This window comes from Mycoplasma crocodyli MP145, from assembly GCF_000025845.1.
Taxonomy (GTDB): Bacteria; Bacillota_I; Bacilli_A; order Mycoplasmatales; family Metamycoplasmataceae; genus Mycoplasmopsis; species Mycoplasmopsis crocodyli.
Genome location: NC_014014.1, coordinates 209,697 through 234,376 on the forward strand (window position 1 = coordinate 209,697; position 24,680 = coordinate 234,376).

23 protein-coding genes and 1 tRNA gene are annotated in these 24,680 nt (G+C 27.1%); 12 read left to right on the plus strand and 12 right to left on the minus strand.

What is annotated here, in order from left to right; genetic code table 4:
• The first annotated feature begins 41 nt into the window (after positions 1–41).
• The 4 genes from upp to lon all read left to right on the plus strand — a co-directional run bounded on the left by upp (position 42) and on the right by lon (position 6,508).
• Positions 42–668 (plus strand): uracil phosphoribosyltransferase, encoded by a 627-nt coding sequence (gene upp / locus MCRO_RS01090; protein WP_013054394.1) that lies wholly within the window; start codon positions 42–44, stop codon positions 666–668.
• Positions 669–1,454, plus strand: coding sequence for an MPN527 family putative ECF transporter permease subunit (locus tag MCRO_RS01095; protein ID WP_013054338.1), 786 nt, complete (start codon positions 669–671; stop codon positions 1,452–1,454).
• 7 nt (positions 1,455–1,461) lie between these two features.
• Positions 1,462–3,801 carry a class I tRNA ligase family protein gene (locus MCRO_RS01100; RefSeq protein ID WP_013054238.1) on the plus strand — a complete coding sequence of 780 codons (2,340 nt, stop codon included), beginning with the start codon at positions 1,462–1,464 and terminating at the stop codon, positions 3,799–3,801.
• Between the two features lie 85 nt (positions 3,802–3,886).
• Positions 3,887–6,508 (plus strand): endopeptidase La, encoded by a 2,622-nt coding sequence (gene lon, locus MCRO_RS01105; protein WP_013054424.1) that lies wholly within the window; start codon positions 3,887–3,889, stop codon positions 6,506–6,508.
• A gap of 45 nt (positions 6,509–6,553) precedes the next feature.
• On the opposite strand, the gene MCRO_RS01110 is transcribed toward lon, so the two are convergent.
• From MCRO_RS01110 to asnS, 7 genes are all read right to left on the minus strand, one after another.
• Positions 6,554–7,345 (minus strand): dimethylarginine dimethylaminohydrolase family protein, encoded by a 792-nt coding sequence (locus tag MCRO_RS01110; RefSeq protein WP_013054808.1) that lies wholly within the window; start codon positions 7,343–7,345, stop codon positions 6,554–6,556.
• Positions 7,346–7,467: 122 nt separating this feature from the next.
• The gene (locus MCRO_RS01115) at positions 7,468–8,310 is read right to left on the minus strand and encodes a DegV family protein (RefSeq protein WP_013054207.1); all 843 of its coding nucleotides are present in this window, start codon (positions 8,308–8,310) and stop codon (positions 7,468–7,470) included.
• 118 nt (positions 8,311–8,428) lie between these two features.
• The gene (locus MCRO_RS01120; protein ID WP_041594012.1) at positions 8,429–10,033 is read right to left on the minus strand and encodes an MHO_4530 family protein; all 1,605 of its coding nucleotides are present in this window, start codon (positions 10,031–10,033) and stop codon (positions 8,429–8,431) included.
• Positions 10,033–12,207, minus strand: coding sequence for an ATP-dependent helicase (locus MCRO_RS01125; protein WP_013054309.1), 2,175 nt, complete (start codon positions 12,205–12,207; stop codon positions 10,033–10,035). Before MCRO_RS01125 ends, MCRO_RS01120 begins: the two co-directional genes overlap by 1 nt.
• A gap of 2 nt (positions 12,208–12,209) precedes the next feature.
• Positions 12,210–12,869 carry an RDD family protein gene (locus MCRO_RS01130; protein ID WP_013054621.1) on the minus strand — a complete coding sequence of 220 codons (660 nt, stop codon included), beginning with the start codon at positions 12,867–12,869 and terminating at the stop codon, positions 12,210–12,212.
• Positions 12,870–13,889: a glycosyltransferase family A protein gene (locus tag MCRO_RS01135; RefSeq protein WP_013054540.1), complete on the minus strand. Its 1,020-nt coding sequence runs from the start codon at positions 13,887–13,889 to the stop codon at positions 12,870–12,872.
• Positions 13,890–14,082: 193 nt separating this feature from the next.
• Positions 14,083–15,438 carry an asparagine--tRNA ligase gene (gene asnS / locus MCRO_RS01140; protein WP_013054727.1) on the minus strand — a complete coding sequence of 452 codons (1,356 nt, stop codon included), beginning with the start codon at positions 15,436–15,438 and terminating at the stop codon, positions 14,083–14,085.
• Between the two features lie 156 nt (positions 15,439–15,594).
• Between asnS and MCRO_RS01145 the strand changes: the two genes are divergently transcribed.
• Positions 15,595–16,446 (plus strand): PTS sugar transporter subunit IIAB, encoded by an 852-nt coding sequence (locus MCRO_RS01145; protein ID WP_013054567.1) that lies wholly within the window; start codon positions 15,595–15,597, stop codon positions 16,444–16,446.
• A 102-nt stretch (positions 16,447–16,548) separates the two neighbouring features.
• Here MCRO_RS01145 and MCRO_RS01150 read toward each other — a convergent pair.
• Positions 16,549–16,622: transfer RNA gene (locus tag MCRO_RS01150), tRNA-Gly, on the minus strand.
• Positions 16,623–16,777: 155 nt separating this feature from the next.
• On the opposite strand from MCRO_RS01150, the gene MCRO_RS01155 reads away from it, so the two are divergent.
• On the plus strand, positions 16,778–17,422 hold the full coding sequence (locus MCRO_RS01155; protein WP_013054224.1) for a LemA family protein: 645 nt from the start codon (positions 16,778–16,780) through the stop codon (positions 17,420–17,422).
• A gap of 14 nt (positions 17,423–17,436) precedes the next feature.
• Positions 17,437–18,462 carry a DUF3137 domain-containing protein gene (locus MCRO_RS01160; RefSeq protein WP_013054590.1) on the plus strand — a complete coding sequence of 342 codons (1,026 nt, stop codon included), beginning with the start codon at positions 17,437–17,439 and terminating at the stop codon, positions 18,460–18,462.
• 405 nt (positions 18,463–18,867) lie between these two features.
• Here MCRO_RS01160 and MCRO_RS01165 read toward each other — a convergent pair whose 3' ends face one another.
• From MCRO_RS01165 to mutM, 4 genes are all read right to left on the minus strand, one after another.
• Positions 18,868–19,266 (minus strand): large conductance mechanosensitive channel protein MscL, encoded by a 399-nt coding sequence (locus MCRO_RS01165; RefSeq protein ID WP_013054382.1) that lies wholly within the window; start codon positions 19,264–19,266, stop codon positions 18,868–18,870.
• An 80-nt stretch (positions 19,267–19,346) separates the two neighbouring features.
• The gene (locus MCRO_RS01170; protein ID WP_041594013.1) at positions 19,347–19,664 is read right to left on the minus strand and encodes a Smr/MutS family protein; all 318 of its coding nucleotides are present in this window, start codon (positions 19,662–19,664) and stop codon (positions 19,347–19,349) included.
• Positions 19,664–20,185, minus strand: coding sequence for a cysteine hydrolase family protein (locus tag MCRO_RS01175; RefSeq protein ID WP_041594014.1), 522 nt, complete (start codon positions 20,183–20,185; stop codon positions 19,664–19,666). Before MCRO_RS01175 ends, MCRO_RS01170 begins: the two co-directional genes overlap by 1 nt.
• A 2-nt stretch (positions 20,186–20,187) precedes the next feature.
• On the minus strand, positions 20,188–21,012 hold the full coding sequence (gene mutM / locus MCRO_RS01180) for a DNA-formamidopyrimidine glycosylase (RefSeq protein WP_013054276.1): 825 nt from the start codon (positions 21,010–21,012) through the stop codon (positions 20,188–20,190).
• A 45-nt stretch (positions 21,013–21,057) separates the two neighbouring features.
• On the opposite strand from mutM, the gene MCRO_RS01185 reads away from it, so the two are divergent.
• From MCRO_RS01185 to MCRO_RS01205, 5 genes are all read left to right on the plus strand, one after another.
• Complete coding sequence (locus tag MCRO_RS01185; RefSeq protein ID WP_013054361.1) at positions 21,058–21,540, plus strand: Sua5/YciO/YrdC/YwlC family protein; 483 nt, start codon at positions 21,058–21,060, stop codon at positions 21,538–21,540.
• A 17-nt stretch (positions 21,541–21,557) separates the two neighbouring features.
• A complete protein-coding gene (locus MCRO_RS01190; protein ID WP_041594015.1) occupies positions 21,558–21,764 on the plus strand; it encodes a hypothetical protein in 207 nt (68 codons plus the stop codon).
• Positions 21,765–21,865: 101 nt separating this feature from the next.
• Positions 21,866–22,528 (plus strand): sugar phosphate isomerase family, encoded by a 663-nt coding sequence (locus MCRO_RS01195; protein ID WP_041594016.1) that lies wholly within the window; start codon positions 21,866–21,868, stop codon positions 22,526–22,528.
• 136 nt (positions 22,529–22,664) lie between these two features.
• Complete coding sequence (gene deoD / locus MCRO_RS01200; protein ID WP_013054537.1) at positions 22,665–23,369, plus strand: purine-nucleoside phosphorylase; 705 nt, start codon at positions 22,665–22,667, stop codon at positions 23,367–23,369.
• 7 nt (positions 23,370–23,376) lie between these two features.
• The gene (locus MCRO_RS01205; RefSeq protein WP_013054669.1) at positions 23,377–24,672 is read left to right on the plus strand and encodes a pyrimidine-nucleoside phosphorylase; all 1,296 of its coding nucleotides are present in this window, start codon (positions 23,377–23,379) and stop codon (positions 24,670–24,672) included.
• Positions 24,673–24,680: the final 8 nt, after the last annotated feature.

A 24,680-nucleotide genomic window follows, 5' to 3' on the forward strand; every position in this document is an offset into this window, starting at 1 on the left:
AATCTTTATATAGTAAAATAAATATTAAAAAAGGAGATAAAATGCTAAAAATTATTAATCATCCGCTTATTGATATTAAACTTACAGTAATGCGTGATAAAAATACTGATCACTCAAAGTTTAGAAGAAACCTTAATGAAATAGCTTCATTAATGGCTTATGAAATTTTAAGAGAGTATAAAACTAAGCCTATGAAAGTTACAACTCCACTTGATGTTGAATTTAAAGGTCATACCTTCAATAAAGAAATTGTAATTGTACCAATTTTAAGAGCTGGTCTTGGAATGGTAGAGGGTCTTTTAGAATTAGTTCCACAAGCAAGAGTAGGACACATTGGACTATATAGAGATGAAGAAACTCTTGAACCACATGAATACTTTTATAAAATGCCACTAGTAAGCAAGGATAGTCACATTATAGTTGTTGATCCTATGCTTGCAACTGGTGGTTCATCAATTGATGCTATTAAAACACTTAGAAAAGATGGATTTAATGATATTTCACTTGTATGCCTTGTAGGTGCTCCAGAAGGAGTTAAAAATGTATTAAATGAATTCGGAAACAACTTTAATATATTTTTAGCAGCTCTAGATGACAAACTCAATGAAATAGGATATATTACACCAGGATTAGGTGATGCTGGAGATAGAATTTTCGGTACCAAATAAATGGGTTTAAAATTTAACAAGTCAGCTGAAAATATAACTATTAAAATTACATTAACCGGGTTTTTATTAGGACTTACACTCTTATTTAATTACTTAGGTACATTTATGTCGTTTTTTGGAACCTTTCTAAAATTTGACTTATCCTTAATTTTTGTATTCGCAACTTTTGCATTTGTTGGTCGTTGATACGGAATTTGTGTATTACTATTACGTTTTATTCTTGGTCCACTAATGAGTGCATCAGTCTCGGCTGTTACACCTGATAAATGACTTGGTCATTTTATTCTTTTAACTAATCACGTCATTTATATAATTTGTTTTTTTACTTTTTATAGTTTGTTTAAAAAACAGTTTATAAAGAACCAAGTTAATAACGAATTAATAAATGATCAAGAATCAAAAACTCTGCATCTCAGTAAAAAACAATTTTATTTAAGATTATCAATTGTTTTACTTATATCTATTTTCATAACCTCACTTATAATAACAACTCTATCTACCTTTATTTTCAACCCTATTTATTTTTGAATACTTAATAAATTAGGTTATATTCCTGTTGCACTTGAAAGCCCCAGTTACTTATCACTTATTAAAGTTTATGATCCTAAATTAAAAATATTCTTCTTTTACATAAGTAACTATACATTGGGATCATATGCACTTTTCATACCATTTAATTTATTAAACCTAACAATAAATTCAATTATTATTTCAATAATACTTTTTACAGATTATAAAACCAAGATTTTTAGCAAATATAAAAGATCTAACCAAAACATATATTAGGAGAAAAATGTCTAAAAATAATAACTCAAAAATTGAAAAATACTGACAAGAATATTGAGATGATACTCAATATTTTGAACCAAAAAAAGATTTTTCGCTACCTAAAAAATACATTTTAAGTATGTTCCCTTATCCGAGTGGAAATGTTCATATGGGTCATGTTAGAAACTATACTATTGGTGATGCAATAGCACGTTTTTATCGTAGAAAAGGCTTCAATGTGCTTCATCCATTTGGTTGAGATGCATTTGGATTACCTGCGGAAAATGCAGCTATTAAAAATGGCATTCACCCTAAAGATTGAACTTATAAAAACATTGAAAAAATGAATAAGGAAATTAAAAAACTCGGTATTTCTTTTGCGTGAAATGAGGAATGTATTACTGCAGATGAAGACTATTCAAAATGAGAACAATTTATCTTCATTGAATTGTGAAAAAAAGGTTTAGTTTACCGTAAAAAGACTGAATTAAATTACTGTGAAGTTGATAAGACTGTTTTAGCAAATGAACAAGTTGTTAATGATTTGTGTTGAAGATGTGATACAAAAGTAGTAAAAAAACAAATGGAGCAATACTATTTAAAAATCACTGATTATGCCGAAGAGCTTCTAAATGATTTAGAACTTCTAGAAGGTCACTGACCCGATCAAGTTATAACAATGCAAAGAAATTGAATTGGTAAAAAAGAAGGTATTAACATTTCTTTCAGAAGCGATTTAAAAATAAAAAACAATGTTATAAATGTATTCGAAGAAAACCTTGAACATTTTCAAAATGCCTCATTCATAGGACTAAATGCAAATTCACAATATGTAAAAGAAATGATAGAAGAAGGTTACTTAAATTCAAAAGAACAAGAAATTATTGAACAAATTAAAATAAACATTACTTCAAAAGTATTTAATAAAAAACTTTATGTAGATACTAAAGCTTTTGCCATTAATCCACTTAATAACCAAAAATTACCAATTTATATAATTGATTTTGCCTCGTTAGATTTAGAAAATGAAGCTATCATCGGAAGTATATTGAAAAAAAGAGATTTGGAGTTTATTGAATTTTATAATCTTAAAATAACAAAAGAAATTCAAAACAAAACTTATGATTTAAGTTCATATAAAAAAGAGATTAAGTATAACCTTAGAGATTGAGGAATTTCTAGACAAAGATATTGAGGAAATCCAATTCCACTAATAAAATGTGAAAGATGTGGAACAATACCAGTCCCTAGTGAAAAACTTCCTGTAAAACTACCTAGAGATGTAATTTTTAATGGCTCAGGAAATCCTTTGGAAACAAATAAAAAATGATTAGAAGTTAAATGTCCTAATTGTAAGAAAAATGCTTCAAGAGAAACAGATACACTAGATACATTCTTTGAATCAAGTTGATATTTTATGAGATATACAACTCCTAAAGAAAAAAGAGATGACAATATATTGATTACAGACAATGTAAAATATTGAAATAGTGTTGATGAATATATAGGTGGTATTGAACATGCGATTTTACATTTGTTGTATGCCAGATTCTTTGCAAAAGTATTTAATGACCTTAAATTAATACCATATAGAGAACCTTTTAACAACCTTTTAACACAAGGAATGGTTCTTAAAGATGGGTCAAAAATGTCTAAGTCAAAAGGTAATGTTGTCGTTCCGAGTGATATGATAAAAGAATATGGTGCAGACGTTACAAGATTGTTCATTTTATTTGCAGCTCCACCTTTAAAAGAACTTGAGTGAATAGATTCGGGAATACTAGGATGTCATAAATTTCTTAGAAGAATTATTACCTTATCAGAAAAATTCAATATCAAAAATAACTTCAAAAATTTTGATATTAATCAATTAAACTCAACAGAAAAAGAAGCAAGAAGAAAATTATATTTAGGTCTAAAAAAATCTCTTGAAATTTTTGAAGACAGAAGAAATGAATATGCTTTTAATACCATTATTTCATGATGTATGGAAACATTAAATGCCTATGATCAAGTGGAAAATGAAAAATTAATTAGTGAATATTTCTATGTTACTTTAAACATATTAGAACCATTTATGCCTCATTTATCTTGAGAATTATCTAAGAAATTTTTTGATTTAAAAAACTTAACTGATTTTACCATTGACAATAAAGCATTAGAAACAGATGATGTTTCTTATGCCGTTACAATCAATGGTAAAGTAAGGTGTGAATTAGTCGTTTCTAAACAATTAAAAAAAGAACAAATACTAGCTGAAGCTAAAAAAATGATCATTCCTCGTTGAGTTAGCGAAAGTGAAATTACTAAGGAAATATTTATACCAAACAAACTCATAAACTTTGTTATAAGTGGAAAAAAATAGGGTTTGTACTTATTTAGTGCTTTTCAATAAATAAGCACTTTTTTTGATAAAATATAAATTAAATGTAAAACATAGAAGGAGAACAATGCTATTACCATTTATAATAACTAAATTAGAACATATATCACTACCAAATGTGGTTTATACTGCTGAAATTGAAGAAGGTCATCAACATGATGAATTTCTTTCTAGTGTTGAAAGCTTAACATTTGATAGAATCGTAATTGCTTATACCGATGCTTCAAAACCAGGTAAAAACGCTTCACTTAATGGGTATGGTTTATATGTTAAACCACTAAAATTATTTAGAAAAAATAAAAAGCTTTTTATTACATATAAAGGTATTGAAGTTCTTAATTTATTACATACTCCATATTCATTTAAGGAAAGTGATTTAAGTGAAGCAGATGCTAAAACATTCTTGAAAAATCCTGAATTTTATATAAAAAATATGGTGTGTGAAAAGATATCGAAATCTAATAAGAGTTCAGACATTAGTGATCCTTTTGAAATGGGAGAAAATGTAACTTCTTTTTTAACTATGCTTAAACAAAGTTATAAAGCTCTTGAGGATATGAAAGAATCTATTCTTAAAATTAATCCAGAGAATGGAAAACAATATAAAATGGTTGATATATTAAATGCTCAAAAATTTGATAAGGAACCAGGGTTTAGAATTGAAGATTATCCTGAAATTTTTCTTAATACAATTCTAAGTTATACAAAAAAAATAGATGGGTTTTGAGACTTAAACGAATATTTAATATTGCAGGATCCTAAAGACCAATTTACTTATGCAACCAACATTGCTAGATACGCTTCAAAAGTTATAGAAGTAGAGACTGAAATTCAATCAAACATGGAAGATAGTATGCTTCAACAACAAAAAGAATTTATGTTGCGTGAAAAAATAAAAGCAATTAAATCACAATTAGAAACAATGGATTCAACCGAATCTGAAGAAGATGAATACAAAAAGTTAATAAAAAACAAAAAAACAGCAAAAATATATCCCGAAAGCGTTCAAAAAATTATTAAAGATGAAAACGAAAGATATTCTCAAATGATGGCTTCATCTCCAGATGCAAACATTACGAGAACATATATTGAAACCTTAAAAAAATTACCTTGAAGAAAAACAGAGATTAATTATTTAGATATTAAAAAAGCAAGGGAAGTTTTGGATAAACACCACTATGGTCTTGATGAGGTAAAAGAAAGAATTATTGAACATTTAGCCGTTATTTTAAACAACAGAAAGCACAACAATAATTCAAAAAACTTAATCCCACTCGATTCTGAACACGAAATCGATTTAGAATTATTTAAGCAAATAAAAGTTAAAGATGGGGACAACACTTATAATAATGTTCCTATATTAGCTTTGGTTGGTCCACCAGGAACTGGTAAAACATCATTATCAAAAGCAATTGCTGAAGCTTTACAAAAAAGCTTTGTTAAAATTTCTCTAGGTGGAGTTCATGACGAAAGTGAAATAAGAGGGCACAGAAGAACATATGTTGGAGCGATGCCTGGTAAAATTGTTAAATCATTTTTAAAATGTGAAGTTTCAAACCCTCTAATTTTACTTGATGAAATTGATAAAATGGCTTCAGATACAAAAGGCGATCCTGCTTCAGCAATGCTTGAAGTTCTTGATCCAGAACAAAATTCAAAATTCCAAGATCATTATTTAGAACATGAATATGACTTATCAAAAGTTATGTTTATTGCAACAGCAAATGAACATGATGGAATTCCTGCTCCGTTATTAGATAGAGTTGAAATCATAGAACTCAGTCCATATACAATAACCGAAAAAATTAAGATTGCTAAACAACATTTAATTAATAAAGTTTTAGAGCAAACATCACTAACTCCTGAATTATTCAAAATTGATGACGATACTCTTAAATACATTATTAAACATTATACACTTGAAGCTGGAGTTCGTGGACTTAAACGTTTATTAGACAAAATAGCAAGAAAAATAGTTGTTAAAGTAATTGATGATCCAAAACTCAAAAAATTTGAAATTAAAAAAGAAATGCTTATAGATTTAATTGGTATAGTTAAATTTAAGGAAGAAGAGCGCGAAGTTGAAGAAGTAAAAGGAACTGTAACTGGATTGGCTTATTCTATAGCTGGTGGATCTACTTTGCAAATAGAAGTTACTGCATACCCTGGTAAAGGTGAAATAAAATTAACTGGTCAATTAAAAGATGTTATGCAAGAATCAGCACAAATTGCACTTACATATGTAAGAGCTAATGCTTCAAAATTTGGAATTAATGACTTTGATTTTGAAGGGAATACAATTCATATTCACGTCCCTGAAGGAGCAATTCCAAAAGATGGACCAAGTGCTGGAGTTACTTTTACAACTGCAATTATTTCCGCGCTATCTGGAAAGACTGTTAAAAATATTTATGGTATGACTGGGGAAATTACTCTTAGAGGAAAAGTTCTTGAAATAGGTGGTTTAAAAGAAAAATCTTTTGCAGCTACTCAAAAAGGTTTGACACATGTATTTATTCCATACAACAACATTAAAAACTTGAAGGATATTCCAGATGAAATTAAGGATTTATTAATTTATATCCCAGTTAAGAAATATTCTGAAATTTATGATGTAATTTTTAATGGAAAAAAACCAGAAATAACTATAGACAAGTCAAATAATAAAAAACTTAGTGTATTCTACTAAGTATAAAAAAAACAGAAATCATAAAGATTTTCTGTTTTTTTTATATTAAAAACGAAGTGATAAACAGGTTAACCCACCATCAATTTTTTTAAATTCTGATGTGTCTAAAATTATTAAACCTTTATATCCTTTAAGTTTTTCTAGTTTATTTTGAACTTCAGGATATCCCTTAGGCATAATTAGGTAGCCATTTACATAAACACAATTAGCACCATATTCTTCTTCTTTAGAAACTACTATTTGATTAAATTTATCGAAAATTGGATTTCCTACAAACTCACCGGTAATAAGTAAGTTGTTATTTTCTATATAGTTTACACCAGTTTTTAAGTGTAGATATTCATGTAAAGGTACGGAAACAACTTTTTTACCTTCCGCTTTAACATATGAAGCAAATTGCTTAATTCCTTCTTTATTTGTTCTTGCACTTACACCTATGTAAAATGTATCTCCAACTTCCATTACATCTCCACCATCCATAGTTCCTGGAAATGTAATTGTTTTAATTTGGCTTGGTTTAAAATGTTCTCTTAAAGCTTCATATATTTGGAATACTTCACCATTTCTTGATGATGTTCCAGGGTTTGTTAGTATTGCTAATTTTTTTGAAACAATAACTGCAGGATCTTCTACAAAACACGAATCTGGATATTGTTCGTTTGGTTCTAAAACATGTGTTTTAATTCCTAAGTTTTGAATTGCTTTTACATATTCCCCATGCTGTTGAACAGCGGTTTCATAAACGGGCTTTCCATATTGAGGATTCATTGTTATTCCATCAATCAAAGATCTGCTTGGTTTTTTAAAAATGAATTGTTTGTATATTGGTTTTTTCATATTTCCTCTTTCTGGATTTTTTCCATAATAATTATATAACTTACAATAAAACAAAACCACAACACAAGTGTTTTTCAAAATAAAATAAAAAACTTAACGAAAGTTAAGTTTTTTATAATTTATTATTTTAGTTTAGGCATTATACTTAGTGAAATAGCTTGTGGTCCACAATGAACAGCAACAGCACTTGGAGTTACTTGGATGCTATCCAAAACAATATTTTCAGATGTTGTATAATCCATTACCTCTTGATATATATCGTTATCATTTCCGCATATTAGTCTTAATGAATAGTTTTTAATTTCATTTAGACCCCCGGCAAATTTAATAAGTTTTTCAAAAACTTTTGCTATTGCGGTTTTAGTACTTCTTTTAAGTCCTGAAACAGAAACATGCCCATCAAATTTAAGGATCGGTATCATAGGAATTCTAGTCATAATAAACTTTTTAGCACCAGTTAATCTTCCACCCTTGATGATGTAATCAAGATTTTTTGGAACAATGTAAGTTTGTGATTTTGATGAAATATTTTTTACAGTCTCTATAACTTGATTTATATCTTGAGTTTCGTTAAAAAGTTTAACAACATAGCTTGCTACATCAGTAATTTGATCTCCTGAAAATTTATTGTCGATAACGTGAACGTTATTAAAGTTTTTAGAAATTGCTTCTGCTTGCACTGATGTTGATGATAAAGCACTTGAAATACTTATATAAATTACTTCATCATAATTTTTACTAAAGTCACTAATTGTATTTTCTATTTTTTTGTAAATAGGTAATGAAGTCATAAATTTTTTAGATTTGCCTAAAGTATCAAGCACTTCTTCAAATGGCTGATGCCCATCCTCAAAAATTTTCCCGTCTAATTCAATTTGTAAAGCAAGATAACCGTAATTTAATTCATCTGCTTTTTGTTTGGTGATTCCAGAGAAAGAATCTATTATTATTCCTAATTTTTTCATAGTTTTATTTTATCAAATAGTTTTTTTATTTTAGTAAAAATCCTAAATATATAGTTTTAGTGAAAATGGAAACAAAAAACAAGTCTATTATATTTAAATAGCTTGTTTTTTAGAAATTTTAAGTCATAGGTTCAAAATATGCTGCAATTCCCGCTTTTTTTACTATATGAGGATCAATATTTAAATTTTTTAACTCATAAACTAGAAACGAAGAGTTTGAATTAGAAATATGAAGTATATTCATGCAATCATAAAAAACAGAAACATTATTAATTTTATCTGTTATTTGTTTGGACATTACTAAAACTCTAATTTGAGCAATATTGATTAAATTGATCAAAGGCTTGTTGATGTTTTTGATATATAAAGCTGTTGGAATTTTCTTCTTTTTCAATTCTGCTATTTTTTGTTTTAATTGATCAAAATAGAAATCATCATTAAACGAATAAATCATAAAAATAGGGGTCTTTTTTCTATTCTTATTTTCAACATAATTTAAAAAACCTTCTTGTGAAATTGGGATTATTATATTTTCATCATTTCCATATTTATCTATGATATAGTTATTTCAATCATTTTCATATTTATAATTAATGTATGGAATTTTGTAAAAGAAATCTCAATTTTCGCCATTTTCACTAAGAACCTTAACTCTCATAACTTTCATATTCGTTGAGTTTCCTGAGCTATAATTCTTAATGTAACTTTTTATAACTTCATATTTTTTAGCTTCATTATTTTTCTTGAAACTATGATATAAAATCATAAAATTTGAGTAATCTAAATCAAGTTCTTTATTATAAATTCCGTAGTAATAAAACTTTGAATTTAGTGAATCTACTTTAATGTTATATAGTTGGAATGAGAATTTATTTACATGTTCATCAAGTTCTTTTTTATCGAAAATTTGTTTAACTTCAGTTAAAGCGATCCCATTTACTAACGAATCAAATTCAATATTTTTATTTAACTCATTAATTATTAAAAGCATTTTTTTAATTTTCTTGTCACTTGGTTTTTTATATATAAAGAATATAACACCTCTTTCAATATAGTAGTGAATATCTCTTGAAGGTAAATTAAGTTTATTTAGCAAGTTTTTAATTAGATAATCATTAACATTATTTATTATAAAAAAAGGTTTTAATAGACCACTTACAACCAGATAAGGTCCCCTGGTCATTTTTTTGATACCTTTGCTTGTATTAATTTTTGTTACTTTATATTTTTTAGTTTTCTTAAAATCTCAATCAATATTACAATAAAATCTACCATCATCTTGTGGATTAATATGCATGTGATTTGTTGAAATATATTTGCGTGTATCACTAAACCAAAAGAAATTAATAATCTTCTCAAATACAGTGTATTTTTTAGTTATTTTAGGATTAATATGTAAATCTACTTCAGTTTTAAATTTATAATTTCCTTCAATAACATCTTTAATTTTATCAACAGTATTTTTTTCAAAAAAATCATAAAAATCTTCTAGTGATATATATTTTAGATAGTTAAATTTTGATCTTTTACAATCTAAAGAAACTGATAAATATTTAGTTTTAGGCGAGTTTCTTAAAACCCTTTTTTCTTGTGGATCAATAATAAAATGGATTGTGCCATTGTATGCTCTAGAGTTTATTAAATTAATTATTAACAAAGCTAATGTTCCTGAAATTATTATTATAATTCCAGCTATTATAGCTAATCAAAATGTATAGTTCATTATTTAGAAATAACCCTTAATGATGGATGATGCTTTCTAAGAGTGCGTACCTTTGCATTTGTATTTTTAATAAACTCAACTGTTATTTCAGCACCACTTACATCAAGTACAACACCTTCACCAAACATAGTGTGTGAAACGATATCACCTACAATTATTTTGTCCGATGAGTGAGTTTCGTTTTCAAACTCGTTTGAAAGATCGATTTCTTTTGTGAAATTACGTTCGATAATATAATCTTCAAGATTAACACCCATTTCCTCAATGAACCTTGAAGGTTCTTTTTCTTTATTTGTTTCAAATAATAAACCGCGCGAATCAGAGATAAATAATCTATCTTTAGCTCTTGTAATAGCAACATAAGCTAATCTTCTTTCTTCTTCTAATCCATCACTAGGATTTGTCAAGTTATTTAAAACAAGAGCTTTTCTACTTGGAAAAATTTCTTCAGTTAGACCAACAACAAAGACATTATCAAATTCTAATCCTTTTGCAGAGTGGACAGTCATTAATGAAATATAGTTAGGATCTGAATCAAATTCATCTGAAGCACTTAATAATGAAACCAATTCTAAATATTCTTTTATTGTTTTATCTTTATTTTTGCTTTCTCAGTTTTCAATTGACCTTATCAATTCTTTAACGTTATCAATTGCTGATCCGCTTATATTTTGGTCTTGTTTAATTTCCTTATAAAATCCAATTTCTTCTAGCATTTTACTTAATACTATCGAAATACTATTATTGTTTAAAGCACTTCTATATTTAACAATAATTGATAAAAATGGAAAAATTTGTTCTTTAATAAGTTTTGGACTTAATGGTAATGATTTATAAAATTTCATTAAATAATCATGTAGAGTTAAATTATGATCTTCTGCATATTTTTTAAGTTTAGCAAGTGTTACATCACCAATTCCTCTTTTCGGAACATTAATAATTCTTTCAAGGGCGATGTCTGAACCATCATATATAACTCTTAAAAAAGCTAAAGCATCTTTAATTTCTGATCTTTGGAAAAATTTAACACCATTAAAAATTTTGTGTGAGATATTTTCGTTAATAAGTTCTTCTTCAAAAGCTCTTGAGTAAAAGTTAGATCTATAAAGGATGGCAATATTTTTTAATTGAATTTTTTGCTTTCTTAATTCATTTATTTTTTGAACTACTCATCTAGCTTCTGCTTCCATATTAAAAGCATGGAAAAATTCAATATCTTTTCCGTTTGGATTATCAGTATCAAGATCTTTGCTAAATCTATTGTTATTATTTCTTATAAGTTTATTAGCAGCTCTTAAAATTAATTTTGTAGAACGGTAGTTTTTATTTAGAACTATTGTTTTAGCATCTGGGTAGTCTTTATCAAAATCAAGAATTAAATTTACATTTGCTCCACGCCAGTTATATATTGTTTGGTCAGGATCTCCAACTATTGTTAAGTGTGTGTTTGGATTGCAAACCTTTTGAATTATTCTATACTGAGAAGTTGATGTATCTTGAAATTCATCGACAAGAATATGTGAAAAATATTTACTTCATTTTTCAGCTATATCAGGATTTTTATCAAATAAATATTCCACTTTTAAAATCAAATCATCAAAGTCTAAACACCCTTTTTTAATTAAAAATTCTGTATACAAATTATAAACTTTTGGAACAATATCGTTTACTGATTCATTAATGTGTTTTGCTAAATCATCAACACTCATATGTGCGTTCTTAGCTCATGAAATTTGCTGTATCATAGATGAAAAAGAAATTTCATGAGATGAAATGTCCAAATCTTTATAGATATTTTTAAGTATCATTGTCTTGTCTGCTTCATCTATTATTTGAAAGTCATTTTTGTATCCTAGAAGTGCTGCTTCTCTTCTCAAGATGTGGCCACAAAAAGCATGAAATGTAAAAATATTTATTTGGTGAATTGATGTAGAACAATATTGTGCAACTCTTTGATACATTTCTTTACATGCTTTGTTCGTAAATGTAACAGCTAAAATTTGTCTTGGTAAAACTCCCATTTCATTAATTAAATATGCAATTTTTCTTGTTAAAACCTTTGTTTTTCCAGCACCAGCACCAGCAATAATTCTTAGATGAGTGTCAAAATACTTAACGGCTTCTGCTTGTTGAGTATTTAAATCTTTAATTAAATTAATCCTATTTCTTATCATAATTATCCTTTATTTTCACTTTCATTATTATTCGATTTTATAAATACAATATTTCTTTTTTGTACTTTACTTGGTACTAAAATAAAATTTTTAATTTCTTCAATATAAATTTGTTTTTTGTAAACGACTCTTGAGTTTGAGAATCTATCTAACAAAGCTAGTCTCTTTTTGCTAAATAAAATAAAAAGATAATTAGCAAAATTTATAGTAAATCAGTTAGCAGATAATGTCGAAACCAATGCAATCATTAAATTATCAATTCACTTTCTGTCTTTTTCAGCTTGTTTAATAATCTCTTTTAGTGGATGAGCACTAAAATAAGATCCCATGATTATTAAAATTAATGTTCAATAAAATGCTCCAAATATATTTCTTTTTAATATGTCTCTGTTTAACATTTCGTCTTTTTCATTTGTTATCATTTTGATTTTACAAATGTGCTGACCTATTGTTGACGAAAACATCAAAATTGGCATTACTACATAATATGTCATTAAAAGAAAAGATGAAAGAATACAAAAAGCAATAAAAGCCACTTGATTAAAATCTTTTTTATATAAAGTAAAAACATAAAACATAATGATTAAAGATATAACTATTATAAAATCAATCATGTTTGCAAGTAATCTGTATCAAAAACTTGAATTTTTATAACGCAACATTTATTCTAAATTTCCCAAAATTTTATATCACTTATTACTTGGTAATTTTCTACGCATGTATTCAACTTCAGGTAAAACTTTTAACATATACAAATTAGTATCTCTAAATGTTTTGAATTCATCAGTTAATCATAGTTTATCTAAATATTCATCTAGTTGCTCAACTAATCTATGGTTTCTTTTTTCTGAAACTTCTTTTCTGTTTAGTAAAGTATTTAAACTAAAAAATTTAGTACTTGTTAATAGACCTGCTAATAAAACTTGCAAAGTATATATTTTGAAATAATTGAATTCATGCATGATTTTTCTCTTGCTAGCTAAGCAAGTATTTTCAAGAGTTTTTAATGCAACTATAAAATTTTGTGGATTTATTCAAGTTTCAATATCAAAATATTCTCTTTGAATTCTTTCGTGTATATATGTATATGTTTTTGCCTCAAGCATTAAAGAATATGATAATTCAAGCGAAATTTTTGAATCGTTAGAAAAAGAAGGTTTGAATTTAATAAATTTTTTAATAAGAGAAGTTTTATAAATTTTGTTGAAAATAAATGGGAAGCAATATGCTAATGGTGATTTTTCTTCTTGTAAATCAAGAACTTTATCAGTTTGAATTCTTGCAGCTGGTTTTCATCTGATAGAACCAATTAATCTTGGTCTGAATTCTATAATTTCGCTAGTTGGGAATTTTGAAATCATGTTAATAATCTTATCTGTATAATGTTTTTTTAATGTTGTATCAGAACTTGTTATATAAACATATTCGCCTTTCACCATACTGAAAGCTGATGAATAATTATATTGATTACTTTGTCTTTTTGAATTAAAAAAGAACTTCAATCTTGCTCCGAATTGATCATAATACGAATCAATAATTTTTAAAATTTCTTTACTTTTTGCTGATTTGTTTAGTGCAATAATAACCTCAAAATCTTGATTTTCCTGTTCAGATAAATCCCTTAAAAAAGTCTTAAAATCTCTTATTTCCCTATTTAATGTTGATATAATACTTAACTTCATTTTTCTCCTATTTATACTTAAATATTTTAGCATATTTAACATATTTTATTTTCAATATCAAAAGATGTTATTTTAATTTCATATTGATTTAAGAGTTTTGTCTTTAAAATCAAATTATTTTTTATATTTACAAACTTGTTTTATTAGCGTTTTTTTATTCTTAAAAAAACAAAAAAGCCTATGGGTAAGGCTTTTACATTCTTATATTTCCTGTTGTTCTTGGGTAAGGTATTACATCTCTAATGTTATCTAAACCAGTAATATACATTACTAATCTTTCAAAACCTAGACCAAATCCACTACTTCCTGAATCACCGAATTTTCTAAGGTCTAAATATCATTGAATTTCTTCTTGGTCAATGCCGATTTCTTTTATTCTTTCTAGAAGTTTATCATATCTAACTTCACGTTGGCTACCACCTATTAATTCTCCTATGCCAGGGACTAATAAGTCAAAAGCTGCAACTGTTTTCCCGTCTTCATTTTGATGCATATAAAAAGCTTTAAATGATTTAGGAAAATTAATAACCGCTACTGGACCATTAAATAATTCTTCAGCTAAATATCTTTCGTGTTCAGTTGCTAAATCAAGACCAAATTTAATATCTTGATTTTCAAAACGAGATTTAACTTTTGCTAATTCTTTAATAGCATCAGCGTAATCTATCACATTTAATTTTGACCCAGTAAATAAAGCAAGTCTGTTTCTTAGATTTTTATCGATATGATCTTCTAGGTAATCGAACTCAAATTTACATTTTGCAAGAGTTGCTTTAATTACTGTCTTTAGCATGTGGTCTGCTAATTTAACTACATCATTTAATTCGTAAAATGCTACTTCTGGTTCAACCATTCAAAATTCAGCAGCGTGTTTTTTAGTGTTTGAGTGTTCTGCCCTAAATGTCGGTGCAAATGTATATACTTTTTTAAATCCAATTGCATAACTTTCAGCATGTAATTGTCCTGTAACTCCTAATGTTGCTTTCTTATTTTGTCCGAAAAAAGGCTCAGGAGAATTATCGCTAACATTAAAAGCTTCACCAGCTCCTTCACCATCGTTTGATGTTATAATAGGACTCGACATTAAGTAAAAATCATTTGCCATAAAGTATTTGTGAATTTCTTGCGCTAATGTCGATCTTATTAACATTGCTGACCTCAAAGTTTTTGTTCTATGTCTAACATGAGGAATTTCTCTTAATGTTTCAATGTTTATTTCTTGATTTTGAATAGGGTAATCGTTTTCGGTGTTGCTTAAAAGTTCAATACTTGTAGCAACCAATTCAATAGGTTGAGGTGCATCAGGAGTTGCTTTTAAAGTTCCGATAACTTTAATGGCAGCTCCGTTTTTGATTTGATCAAGTAAATTAAAATCAAATTCCTTGCCCTTTAAAACAACTTGTAAGTTTTTTACTGTACTTCCATCATTGATGTTAATAAATCTTAATTTATTATTTCCTCTGTTTGAATCAACTCATGCTTTTATAGTAAAATCTTCTCAATTGTTATAGTAATTAGGTCTTAGTAAAATTAGTTTAATTGTATGCATTTTCTCTCCTTGATTATTTCATATTATTTTAGCACATTCTCAAAAATCTTTTTGACTTAAAAAAATCATTATAAATATGGAATTATTAGCATATAATATTTCATGATTTTAAGGATTAAAAATATTTAAAATATAATTTAATAAATAGGAGTAAATATGGGATTTTTTAGTAAATTATTCAACAAACAAAAAACTGAGACATGTTCTATTGTGATTAAACAAGAAACAAGAGACATTGTAGAAGCTTTGGGTGGAATAAATAATATTACCGGCTTCAATAATGGAGCCATTAGACTAAGATACGATGTTAAAGATTCGTCATTAGTTAATGCAAACAAATTAAAAGAATTGGGAGCAAGTGAAGTTCTGATTCTTGGATTAAAATATGTTGAAGTTAAATTCGGAGAAATTTCTGAACAAATTAATTTAGATATTAGATGCGCTGCTTCTTCGTTGAAAGAAGAGGAAGCTAAAAATGTTAAGGTTACTAAAGGTAATCTAGCACCTGCACAAGTTGTTCAATGCGAACAAGCAACAGTTTCTAAAACTGAAAAAAAAGTTGAAGAAAGTGTAGAACTTGTTGTTCCTACAAAAGGTAAAATAGAAGGATTGGCAACGTTACAAGATGGTGTCTTTTCTGAAAAAATGCTTGGAGATGGATTTGTAATTAATATTAGTGATCAATCAGTTGCTGAAATTGTTTCACCAGTTTCAGGAAAACTTGCTGTTGTGTTCCCTTCGAAACATGCATATGGGATTCAATGTGAAAGTGGATTAGAATTATTAATTCACATTGGTATCGATACTGTTAAATTAGGTGGTTTAGGTTTTACATCATATGTTAAACTAAACGACAATGTTAAAAAAGGTGATAAATTAGTTTCGGTTGATGTTAAAAAAATAATATCAGAAGGTTTAAATCCAAATGTTATTGTTGTAATAACACCAGATTCAAAACTTCAAAACATAAAACAAAAAGATGATCAAACATTTTTAATTTCGAAATAATAAAATTTAAAAAAAGAGTTCATGCTCTTTTTTGTTATTTAAAAATTTGCAAAAAACTAAATAAAAAACAACTTTAAAGTTGTTTTGGTCAATTTCTTGAAATGGAGCGGGTGAAGGGAATCGAACCCTCATAGTCAGCTTGGAAGGCTGAAGTTCTGCCATTAAACTACACCCGCAATTGCTAAATTATTATAACATAAAAATAAATAAACAAAGCATTTTTTCTGATTTTTTTATCATTATTTAACAAGAAATTTTCTTTAATATTCTAAATAACTATACGTATAGCATATTACTATATAATTAAGTAGTAAAATTATGAAAGGAAGTTATGGGAAACTTATACGATAACTCAAAAAAATCAAATCCAGAAGGGTTTAACCCTAATGCAGATAATACACCAATTCAAGCTAAAAGTGCAACAGGTTCTAAAATAATTTGATATATATCATTTATATTTATCATACCTATTTTTATCCACATTGGAATATTTCAAAGACTAAGAAGATTACAAAATCAAATTAACTTAGCGGCAGGAACTATTGACGTTCAATTGACCAATAGATCAGCTACTTTAACAAAATTATTTGATCAAGTAAAAGCATACATCAAACATGAAAAAGATGTACTTGAAGATGTAACAAAAATGCGTTCAATAGCAGCCAGAATTGATGAATCTCCGGAAGTTAGAAATGAACTACAAGCCTTAAACACAAGTGTTTTAGGAAGATTAATTGCTGTTAGCGAAAATTATCCAGAACTAAAAGCAAATGATTTATTTAAAAATTCAATGGAAGAATCAATATACATTGAAAGAGAAATCGCTGCTGCTAGACGTTTATATAATGGTTATGTAAATGAATTTAACTCTGCAATTACAGTTTGACCTTCAAGCATAGTTGCCGATTCAATGCATTTAACAACTGCTCCATTATTTATAGCAAGCGAGTTAGAAAGAAAAGATGTTAAATTTTAATTTAACAATTTAACATGGCAATAGCAAGAGTAAAAGAAGTTGTTAGTTTTGAAGAGTTCGAAACACAAGTAAAAGAAAAATGTTATGATTCATTAGCTGATGCAGTAAACAAGGTTTACGAACCGAAAAAAACTCAAATGAAAAATATGAAAATCATTTTCATTTTTGGAATTCTATTTGGATTTTTAGCATTTTTTGTCCCTCTACTAGTAGTGTATTTAACTGATTTTAATATAATTTATCTATCAATAGCCTTGATACTGTGCATCATACCTTGTTTAATATTAATAAGTGTTAGTGAATTTTTCAAAAAGAGAACAAAAAAAGAATTATCAAAAGAATTAAGTAAAATAAACTTTTATCAAACAGCTTTTAAAGCAACGTCGCAAATGAGTTTTGATGGATTAGGCGACATAGACAATGCTAGTCTTTTGAGAACTCAAAATTTCGTTTCAAAAGACATACCTAATTATGCAACAAAAACGTTAATAAATCAATTTAACTTCAAATTATTCGATAAATACTCATCTGATTTTTATAATATAAATTATCAATGAGTGGTTGAATACAAGAACAATAAAACTACTTACAACCGTTGAAGGTCATATGTTTTTATCAATATAAAAGATGAAGTTAAAAAACTTGTTCCATTTGCATTGTTTAACAATACAATATCAATTGGTTTTGAAAAGGTAAAATTAGAAAATCAAGAGTTCAATTCTAAAGCAAATTTACAATCAAACGATCAAATAGGAATTAGAACAATCTTTACTCCATTAACTCAAGAGTTAATTATGGAAACAAGAAAAAAACAAGAAGGAATGCTATTTTCTAAAACAAGTATGTTTTTAATTGGGAACTATATAGTTTTAGCAGGAGATAGTTCAGAAGGATTTATGGTTATAAATTTCCCTTTTAGTTTTTCAGCAGAAAAAATAATAAATTCAATATATAAAGATATTATTAAGGATGTTTATTCATTCTATTTAGCCTTATCATATGCTATTATTCCTCCTTATTTGTCTGATGACCGTAATTAAAAAATAAAACTCTATATCAGAGTTTTTATTTTTTAATTACAAATATATGTTTATATAATTTTTGAATAAGGTGTTTTAAGCCATTACCACAAAGAAATATTCAACATTGAAAATATGATAGTCAAAATTATGGCTTAATACACAATGAAGTTATTAAACTAACAAAATCAAAAAAGCATCATTTGGAAATACTAAATTAATCTCAGTTTTATATCCAGTGAAACAAAAGTCTCATTAATATACATTGATTTTAAAAAATCTAATGATCTTGAAAAAAATTGATCATATTTATAAAGATATTATAGAAGATACTTATACGATTTTACAAGGTTTACTATTCACCATATTTTATCTTTATCTATCTTCTGATAAATAAAAAGAAAAGCTCCTCCAAGAGCTTTTTATTTACTTTTTAGCGTTTAATTTTTCGTTTAATTTTCTTAGTTCTTCCAAAATTAATTCTTCAGTTGTAGGCTTAGGTGCTTCTTTAACTGGTTCAACTTTTTTTCTATTTTTAAAGTTAACTATCAAGAAATAAAAAGATAACATTAAGAATAAAAATAGAGAAACTACTATGAAATTAATAAGTGTTGCTAAAAATTTTCCATATAAAATACCATTGTATTTCATTTGCGCTAAATCAGCGAAGTTTAGTTTTGATGCTATTGCACTCATTATAACGTCGTTTGCAAGTGATGAAACAACAGCGTTGAAAACAACTCCTAAAATGAATGCAACAGCAAGCATAAAGATATTACCTTTTTTAAGGGTTTCTTTTGCTTGTTTAAAAGATTTTCTTATCATGGTTAATATTATATATATATTTTTTAAATTGCATAATAAAAAACTTATTTAACTATGCCATAGTATAAAAAGGAAATAAGTTAAAACTTATTTCCTAACATTTCATTTTTAAATAGATCATCTATTTCACTTTGCATAGCGATTTCATCATCGTCTTCATAAATATCAATACTCGAATTTCTTTTTACGACATACGCTCCATCAGCATTTGTTAAATTTCATTCAACATCATAAGAAGATAGAATATGTTCTATTTCACTTTTTAGGGCACCTGTTCCTTTACCGGTTATAAAAGTTACAACATCAAGTTGATAGTTTATTAAATCGTTTAAATTTTGGATTATGAGAATTGAAGCTTCTTGAGTATATAATCCATGTAGATCAACAGTTCTTTTCATTATTTGATTATTATACCCGAGTTATTCATTAATTTTAAAGCAAATTCATTAAATTCATTTGAATTATGTCCTTCTAAATCAAAGGTTGCAACACAATCTTTTAGAACAACTACATCCTTATTGATATTCATTTCATTTAAATATGTTTTAAGAGAAATTCCGAATTGTAAAACACAAATATCAGTGCAACATCCAGCTAAAATAAATCTATCAAATTTATGAATAATACTTTTATCAAATAAGTGAAAACCATTTGTAGAATTTTTTAATTGAATGTTTTTTACATATGGTTTAAGTTCTGAAACTATTTCAGATTCATCACTACCTTTTAAACAATGTAATGGATAGCATTTCATTTCTATATCGCTTTCTAAATGTGAATCACAAATAAAAAGATTATCATTATATACTTGTAAAACTTTTTCGATGTTTGGAATAATTTTTTTAATATTATTCGAAAACAAAGAACCTTCTTTAGCAAAACCATTAAGCATATCTATAACTATTAATATATCTTTCATAATTACCTCGTTTTTTGGCATTTTGGACAGTAGGTTGTTCCTCTTCCATTTACCTTTATTTTTTCGAATTGACTTTTGCATGTGGTACAAAATTCCTTATATTTTCCATAAACTTTTAATTCGTTTTGATAAGAACCTTCTTTGTTATTTATTGAAGAATAAGAATTAACTGTTGAACCTCCTAATTCTATACTTCTTGTCATTATTGTATGACCAAAATTTAATATTGTTTTTCATTGGTTCAGACTTATATCCTTAGCTTTTGTAAGGGGGTTGATTTTGGATGCATAAAGAATTTCGTCAGCATAAATATTTCCTATCCCAAGGACTAGTTCCTGATCTAATAATGTTGTTTTAATCGCTGTGGTTTTTCTTTTACATTTATCCATTATTTTACTTGCATCAAGTTGATTTGGTAAATTTCCTAACTTAGAAATCTTTGGAAAATTATTGACATCACCATAATGTAAATCCATGGTTCCAAAGCGCCTTGTATCATTGTAAATTAATTTATTTCCATCATCAAAAACAAAAATAATTAGGTCATGTTTTTTATTTCTTAAAAAATTATTTGTTTCATAAAAAAACTTACCTTCCATTCTCATGTGAGCTATTATGCTTCAATCACTTTCAAATTTTATTACAATATATTTACCAATATTTTCAATAGAAAAAATAACTTTATCTTTTAAAGTATTTTTAAATTTTTCGACATCAACATTTTTAATAATCTTGTCTAAATTTACAATTACTTCCTTGATTTTTTTAAACTTAACAATTTCATTTAATGCATTTGTCACTACTGTTACTTCTGGATATTCAGGCATACAAATATTATAAATAAATATGTTGATTTATTGTAAAATATACATATGATTTTCAAAAATATTTTTGTATGTACAACTGATACTGTATCGGGTATAGGTGGTCCTATAAATAGTGAAACATTGGAGACTATTTATTTCCTTAAAAAAAGACCGTTTGACAAAAAAATAATGATAGTTGCAGGTAGTTTGAGTCAAATTAGAAAATTTAAAGAATGAAATAAAGAAGCAGAGGCGTTTGCTTCGAAATATTGACCCGGCTCAACAAGTATAATAATTAATGGTCAAGGATTTAGAATCCCTAAGTCAAAAAAAATGCAAAAATTTTTAATTAAACATGGGCCTATGTACCTAACTAGTGCAAATATTTCTGGTCAAAGTCCTTTAACTTTAAAAGGGGCTAAAAAAACTTTTAAAGAAGTAAGCAAATTTTATTTTTTTGGTAAATTAAGTAATCAACCAAGTAATATTTATAATTTTGATACTAAAAAATGAATTATTAGAAAAGAACAAAAAAAGACTTATAATTAAAATATCTAGGAGGTAAAATGATTGAACATGTAAATTTGGGACCGTGTTCTTGCCCTGCCTGTATGCAAAGCGTACTAGTGGCAAAAACAACAAATATTAATGAAAGTTTGGTTAACTATGATTTAATCATCATTATATCCTTAATAGCTATTATAGTTATTGCAACAATCGTTTTTACGGTCTTTATGATTAAATATAAGAATCGAAAGCACAAAGTAATTTAATTCATTCATAAAATGTGGAACTTTTCCACATTTTATGTTTTTTTATTTCAAAATCAACTCTTTTTTTGTAAAAGTGGTAAAAAGTGAAAAAATATGTATGTATGAAAGTTAAATTGGTTAAGTTCTCTAATTCATCAGACTTAGTTAAAAAACTTGTAGGTGATATTACAAAAATTGCAATGAATAAAAGCAGTTACAATTTTTGTATAACTCCACAAAAAAACTTGTTGCCTTTTCTAAACATAATTCAAAAATATTGATCGAAAAATAATTATCTATTTCCTGGTATAAAATGATTCATTTCAAGCGAAGTTATTAATGACCAGTATAAAATTCCTTTGTTCTACACTTATCTTAAAACTAATTTTTTTGATCATATTAATTCAAGTCAAAATGATGTATTTTATCCTTCTACAAAAGGTAATTTAATCGATAACTCACTTCTTTTTGATAGGCAAATTTCATCTAGAAAGGGTCTTGATTTGTTGGTTTGCATGATGGATGAGAAAGGTCAACTTGCATATTTGAAAAACGATTTAAACCCAAGTAAAAGAATGGACATAATTAAATTAGATAATGGTCAAAAAATTTTAACACTTGGCTTAACATCGATACTAGAAATTAAAAAAATTATGATTATTTATACTGGTACAAATCATGAAGTTATCAATAGAATTAACAATCCCAATAGACATCTTGATAATGTAATTAGTTATTTTAATTATCATGATGACACAACTGTTTTCTATATTTCAAATGATTAATTAAGCATTTATTAACATGCAACGTATAAGGTTGCATATTTTATATTTTTTATAAATTGAATAAAATGGTAAAATTACAATGTTATTTATTAAATAATATTTAACCAAATTTGTATTAAACAAAAAAAGGAGATTTATGACACCACACATTAATGCTAAAAAAGATGAAATAGCAAAAATAGTTATTATGCCAGGTGATCCACTAAGAGCAAAATTTATTGCTGAAACATATTTAGATGAAGGATTTAAACAAGTAAATGGCGTAAGAAACATGTTAATGTTTACCGGTAAATATAAAGGTAAAGAAGTAACAATAGCAGGGAGCGGAATGGGTTGTCCTTCAATAGGAATTTATTCATTTGAATTATTTAAATTTTATGATGTTGATACTATTGTAAGAATAGGTTCAGCTGGTTCATATAAAAAAGATCTTGGTTTATATGAAGTTGTTTTAGCAACCGAATCAATAGCAGATAGTTCTTCATTTAGAGAATTAGTTTTAGAAGATGATTCAAAAATAGCTAAACCTTCTAAAAAAACAAATAATGATATTAGAGATATAGCTAATAAACTAGGGGTTAAACTACATGAAGGAAGAATTCACTCATCAGATGTTTTCTATTCATCAGTACCTCTAGAACAAAGAATCCAAACAACAGATGCTTTATGTGTTGAAATGGAATCTTATGCATTATTTACAAATGCAGAAAAATTAGGTAAAAATGCAGCTTGTTTATTAACTATAAGTGATAACCTTATAACTCAAGAAGAAACCAGTGCTGAATCAAGACAAACAGCTTTCACAAAAATGATGGAAGTAGCCTTAGGATTAGTTAAATAAGGAAATCATGCGTGTAGTAGATTTAATTGAAAAGAAAAGACTTGCAAAAGAATTAACTGAAGAAGAAATTTCATTCTTAATATCATCTTATGTAAAGGGTGATACACCAGATTATCAAATTTCTGCATTTCTAATGGCTGTAATGTTTAATGGAATGACTTCAAAAGAAATTGCAACATTTACAAAAACAATGATGCATTCTGGTGAAGTTATGGATTTATCAAAAATTCCAGGAATTAAAGTTGACAAACACTCAACGGGTGGAGTAGGTGATAAAACAACTCTTGCAGTTGCACCTATAGCTGCCGCTTGTGGAGCTCCTGTTGCAAAAATGTCTGGTCGTGGACTTGGACATACAGGAGGAACTATTGATAAACTTGAATCAATACCGGGATTTAATGTTGAAATGAGTGAAGCTAATTTTATCAAACAAGTTAGCCAACATAAAATTGCTGTAATTGGACAATCAAGTTCACTTGTTCCAGCTGATAAAAAATTATATGCACTTAGAGATGTTACAAGTACTGTTGAATCAATTCCTCTTATAGCCTCATCAATAATGTCTAAAAAATTAGCAACAGGTTCTGATGCTATATTATTGGACGTTAAATGTGGTAATGGTGCTTTTATGAAAGATTTTGAAAGCGCTAAAAAACTAGCTCAAACAATGATAAATATTGGAAAAGAACTAAAAGTTGATGTAAGAGCTGAAATTACCAATATGAATAGACCGATAGGTAGAGAAATTGGAAACAAGAACGAAGTTCTAGAAGCTATTGCCACTTTAAAAGGTCAAGGTCCAGCTGATTTTAATGAACTAGTTTTTAGTTCGTGTGAAACAATTTTGCAACAAGCTAAGATTGCTAAAAATAATTCCGAAGCACTAGCTATGATTAAAGAAGTTATAGCAAATGGTAAGGCTCTTGAAAAATTTAATGAATTTGTTGAACTTCAAGGAGGAGATTCAAAAGCTCTTTATGATAAGAATTTTTGAAGCCCTAAAAATAAACTTGAAGTTAAATCAAATAAAGATGGATTCATGGAAATTTTTGATTCATTAACTTTTGGTATAGTCGCTATGAAACTAGGGGCTGGTAGAGCTACAAAAGAAGAAGATATTGACTTTGAAGCAGGAATTACAATCAACAAAAAAACAAATGAAGAAGTTAAAAAAGGTGATACTCTGTTTACCTTATATTCATCTAAGAAGATTAATCCTGAATTGGTTTCTGAATTAACAAATGGATATAGAATAGTATCAAAACAAGTAGAAAATAAAATAATCTTAGATAGATTAAAATAAGGAGTATC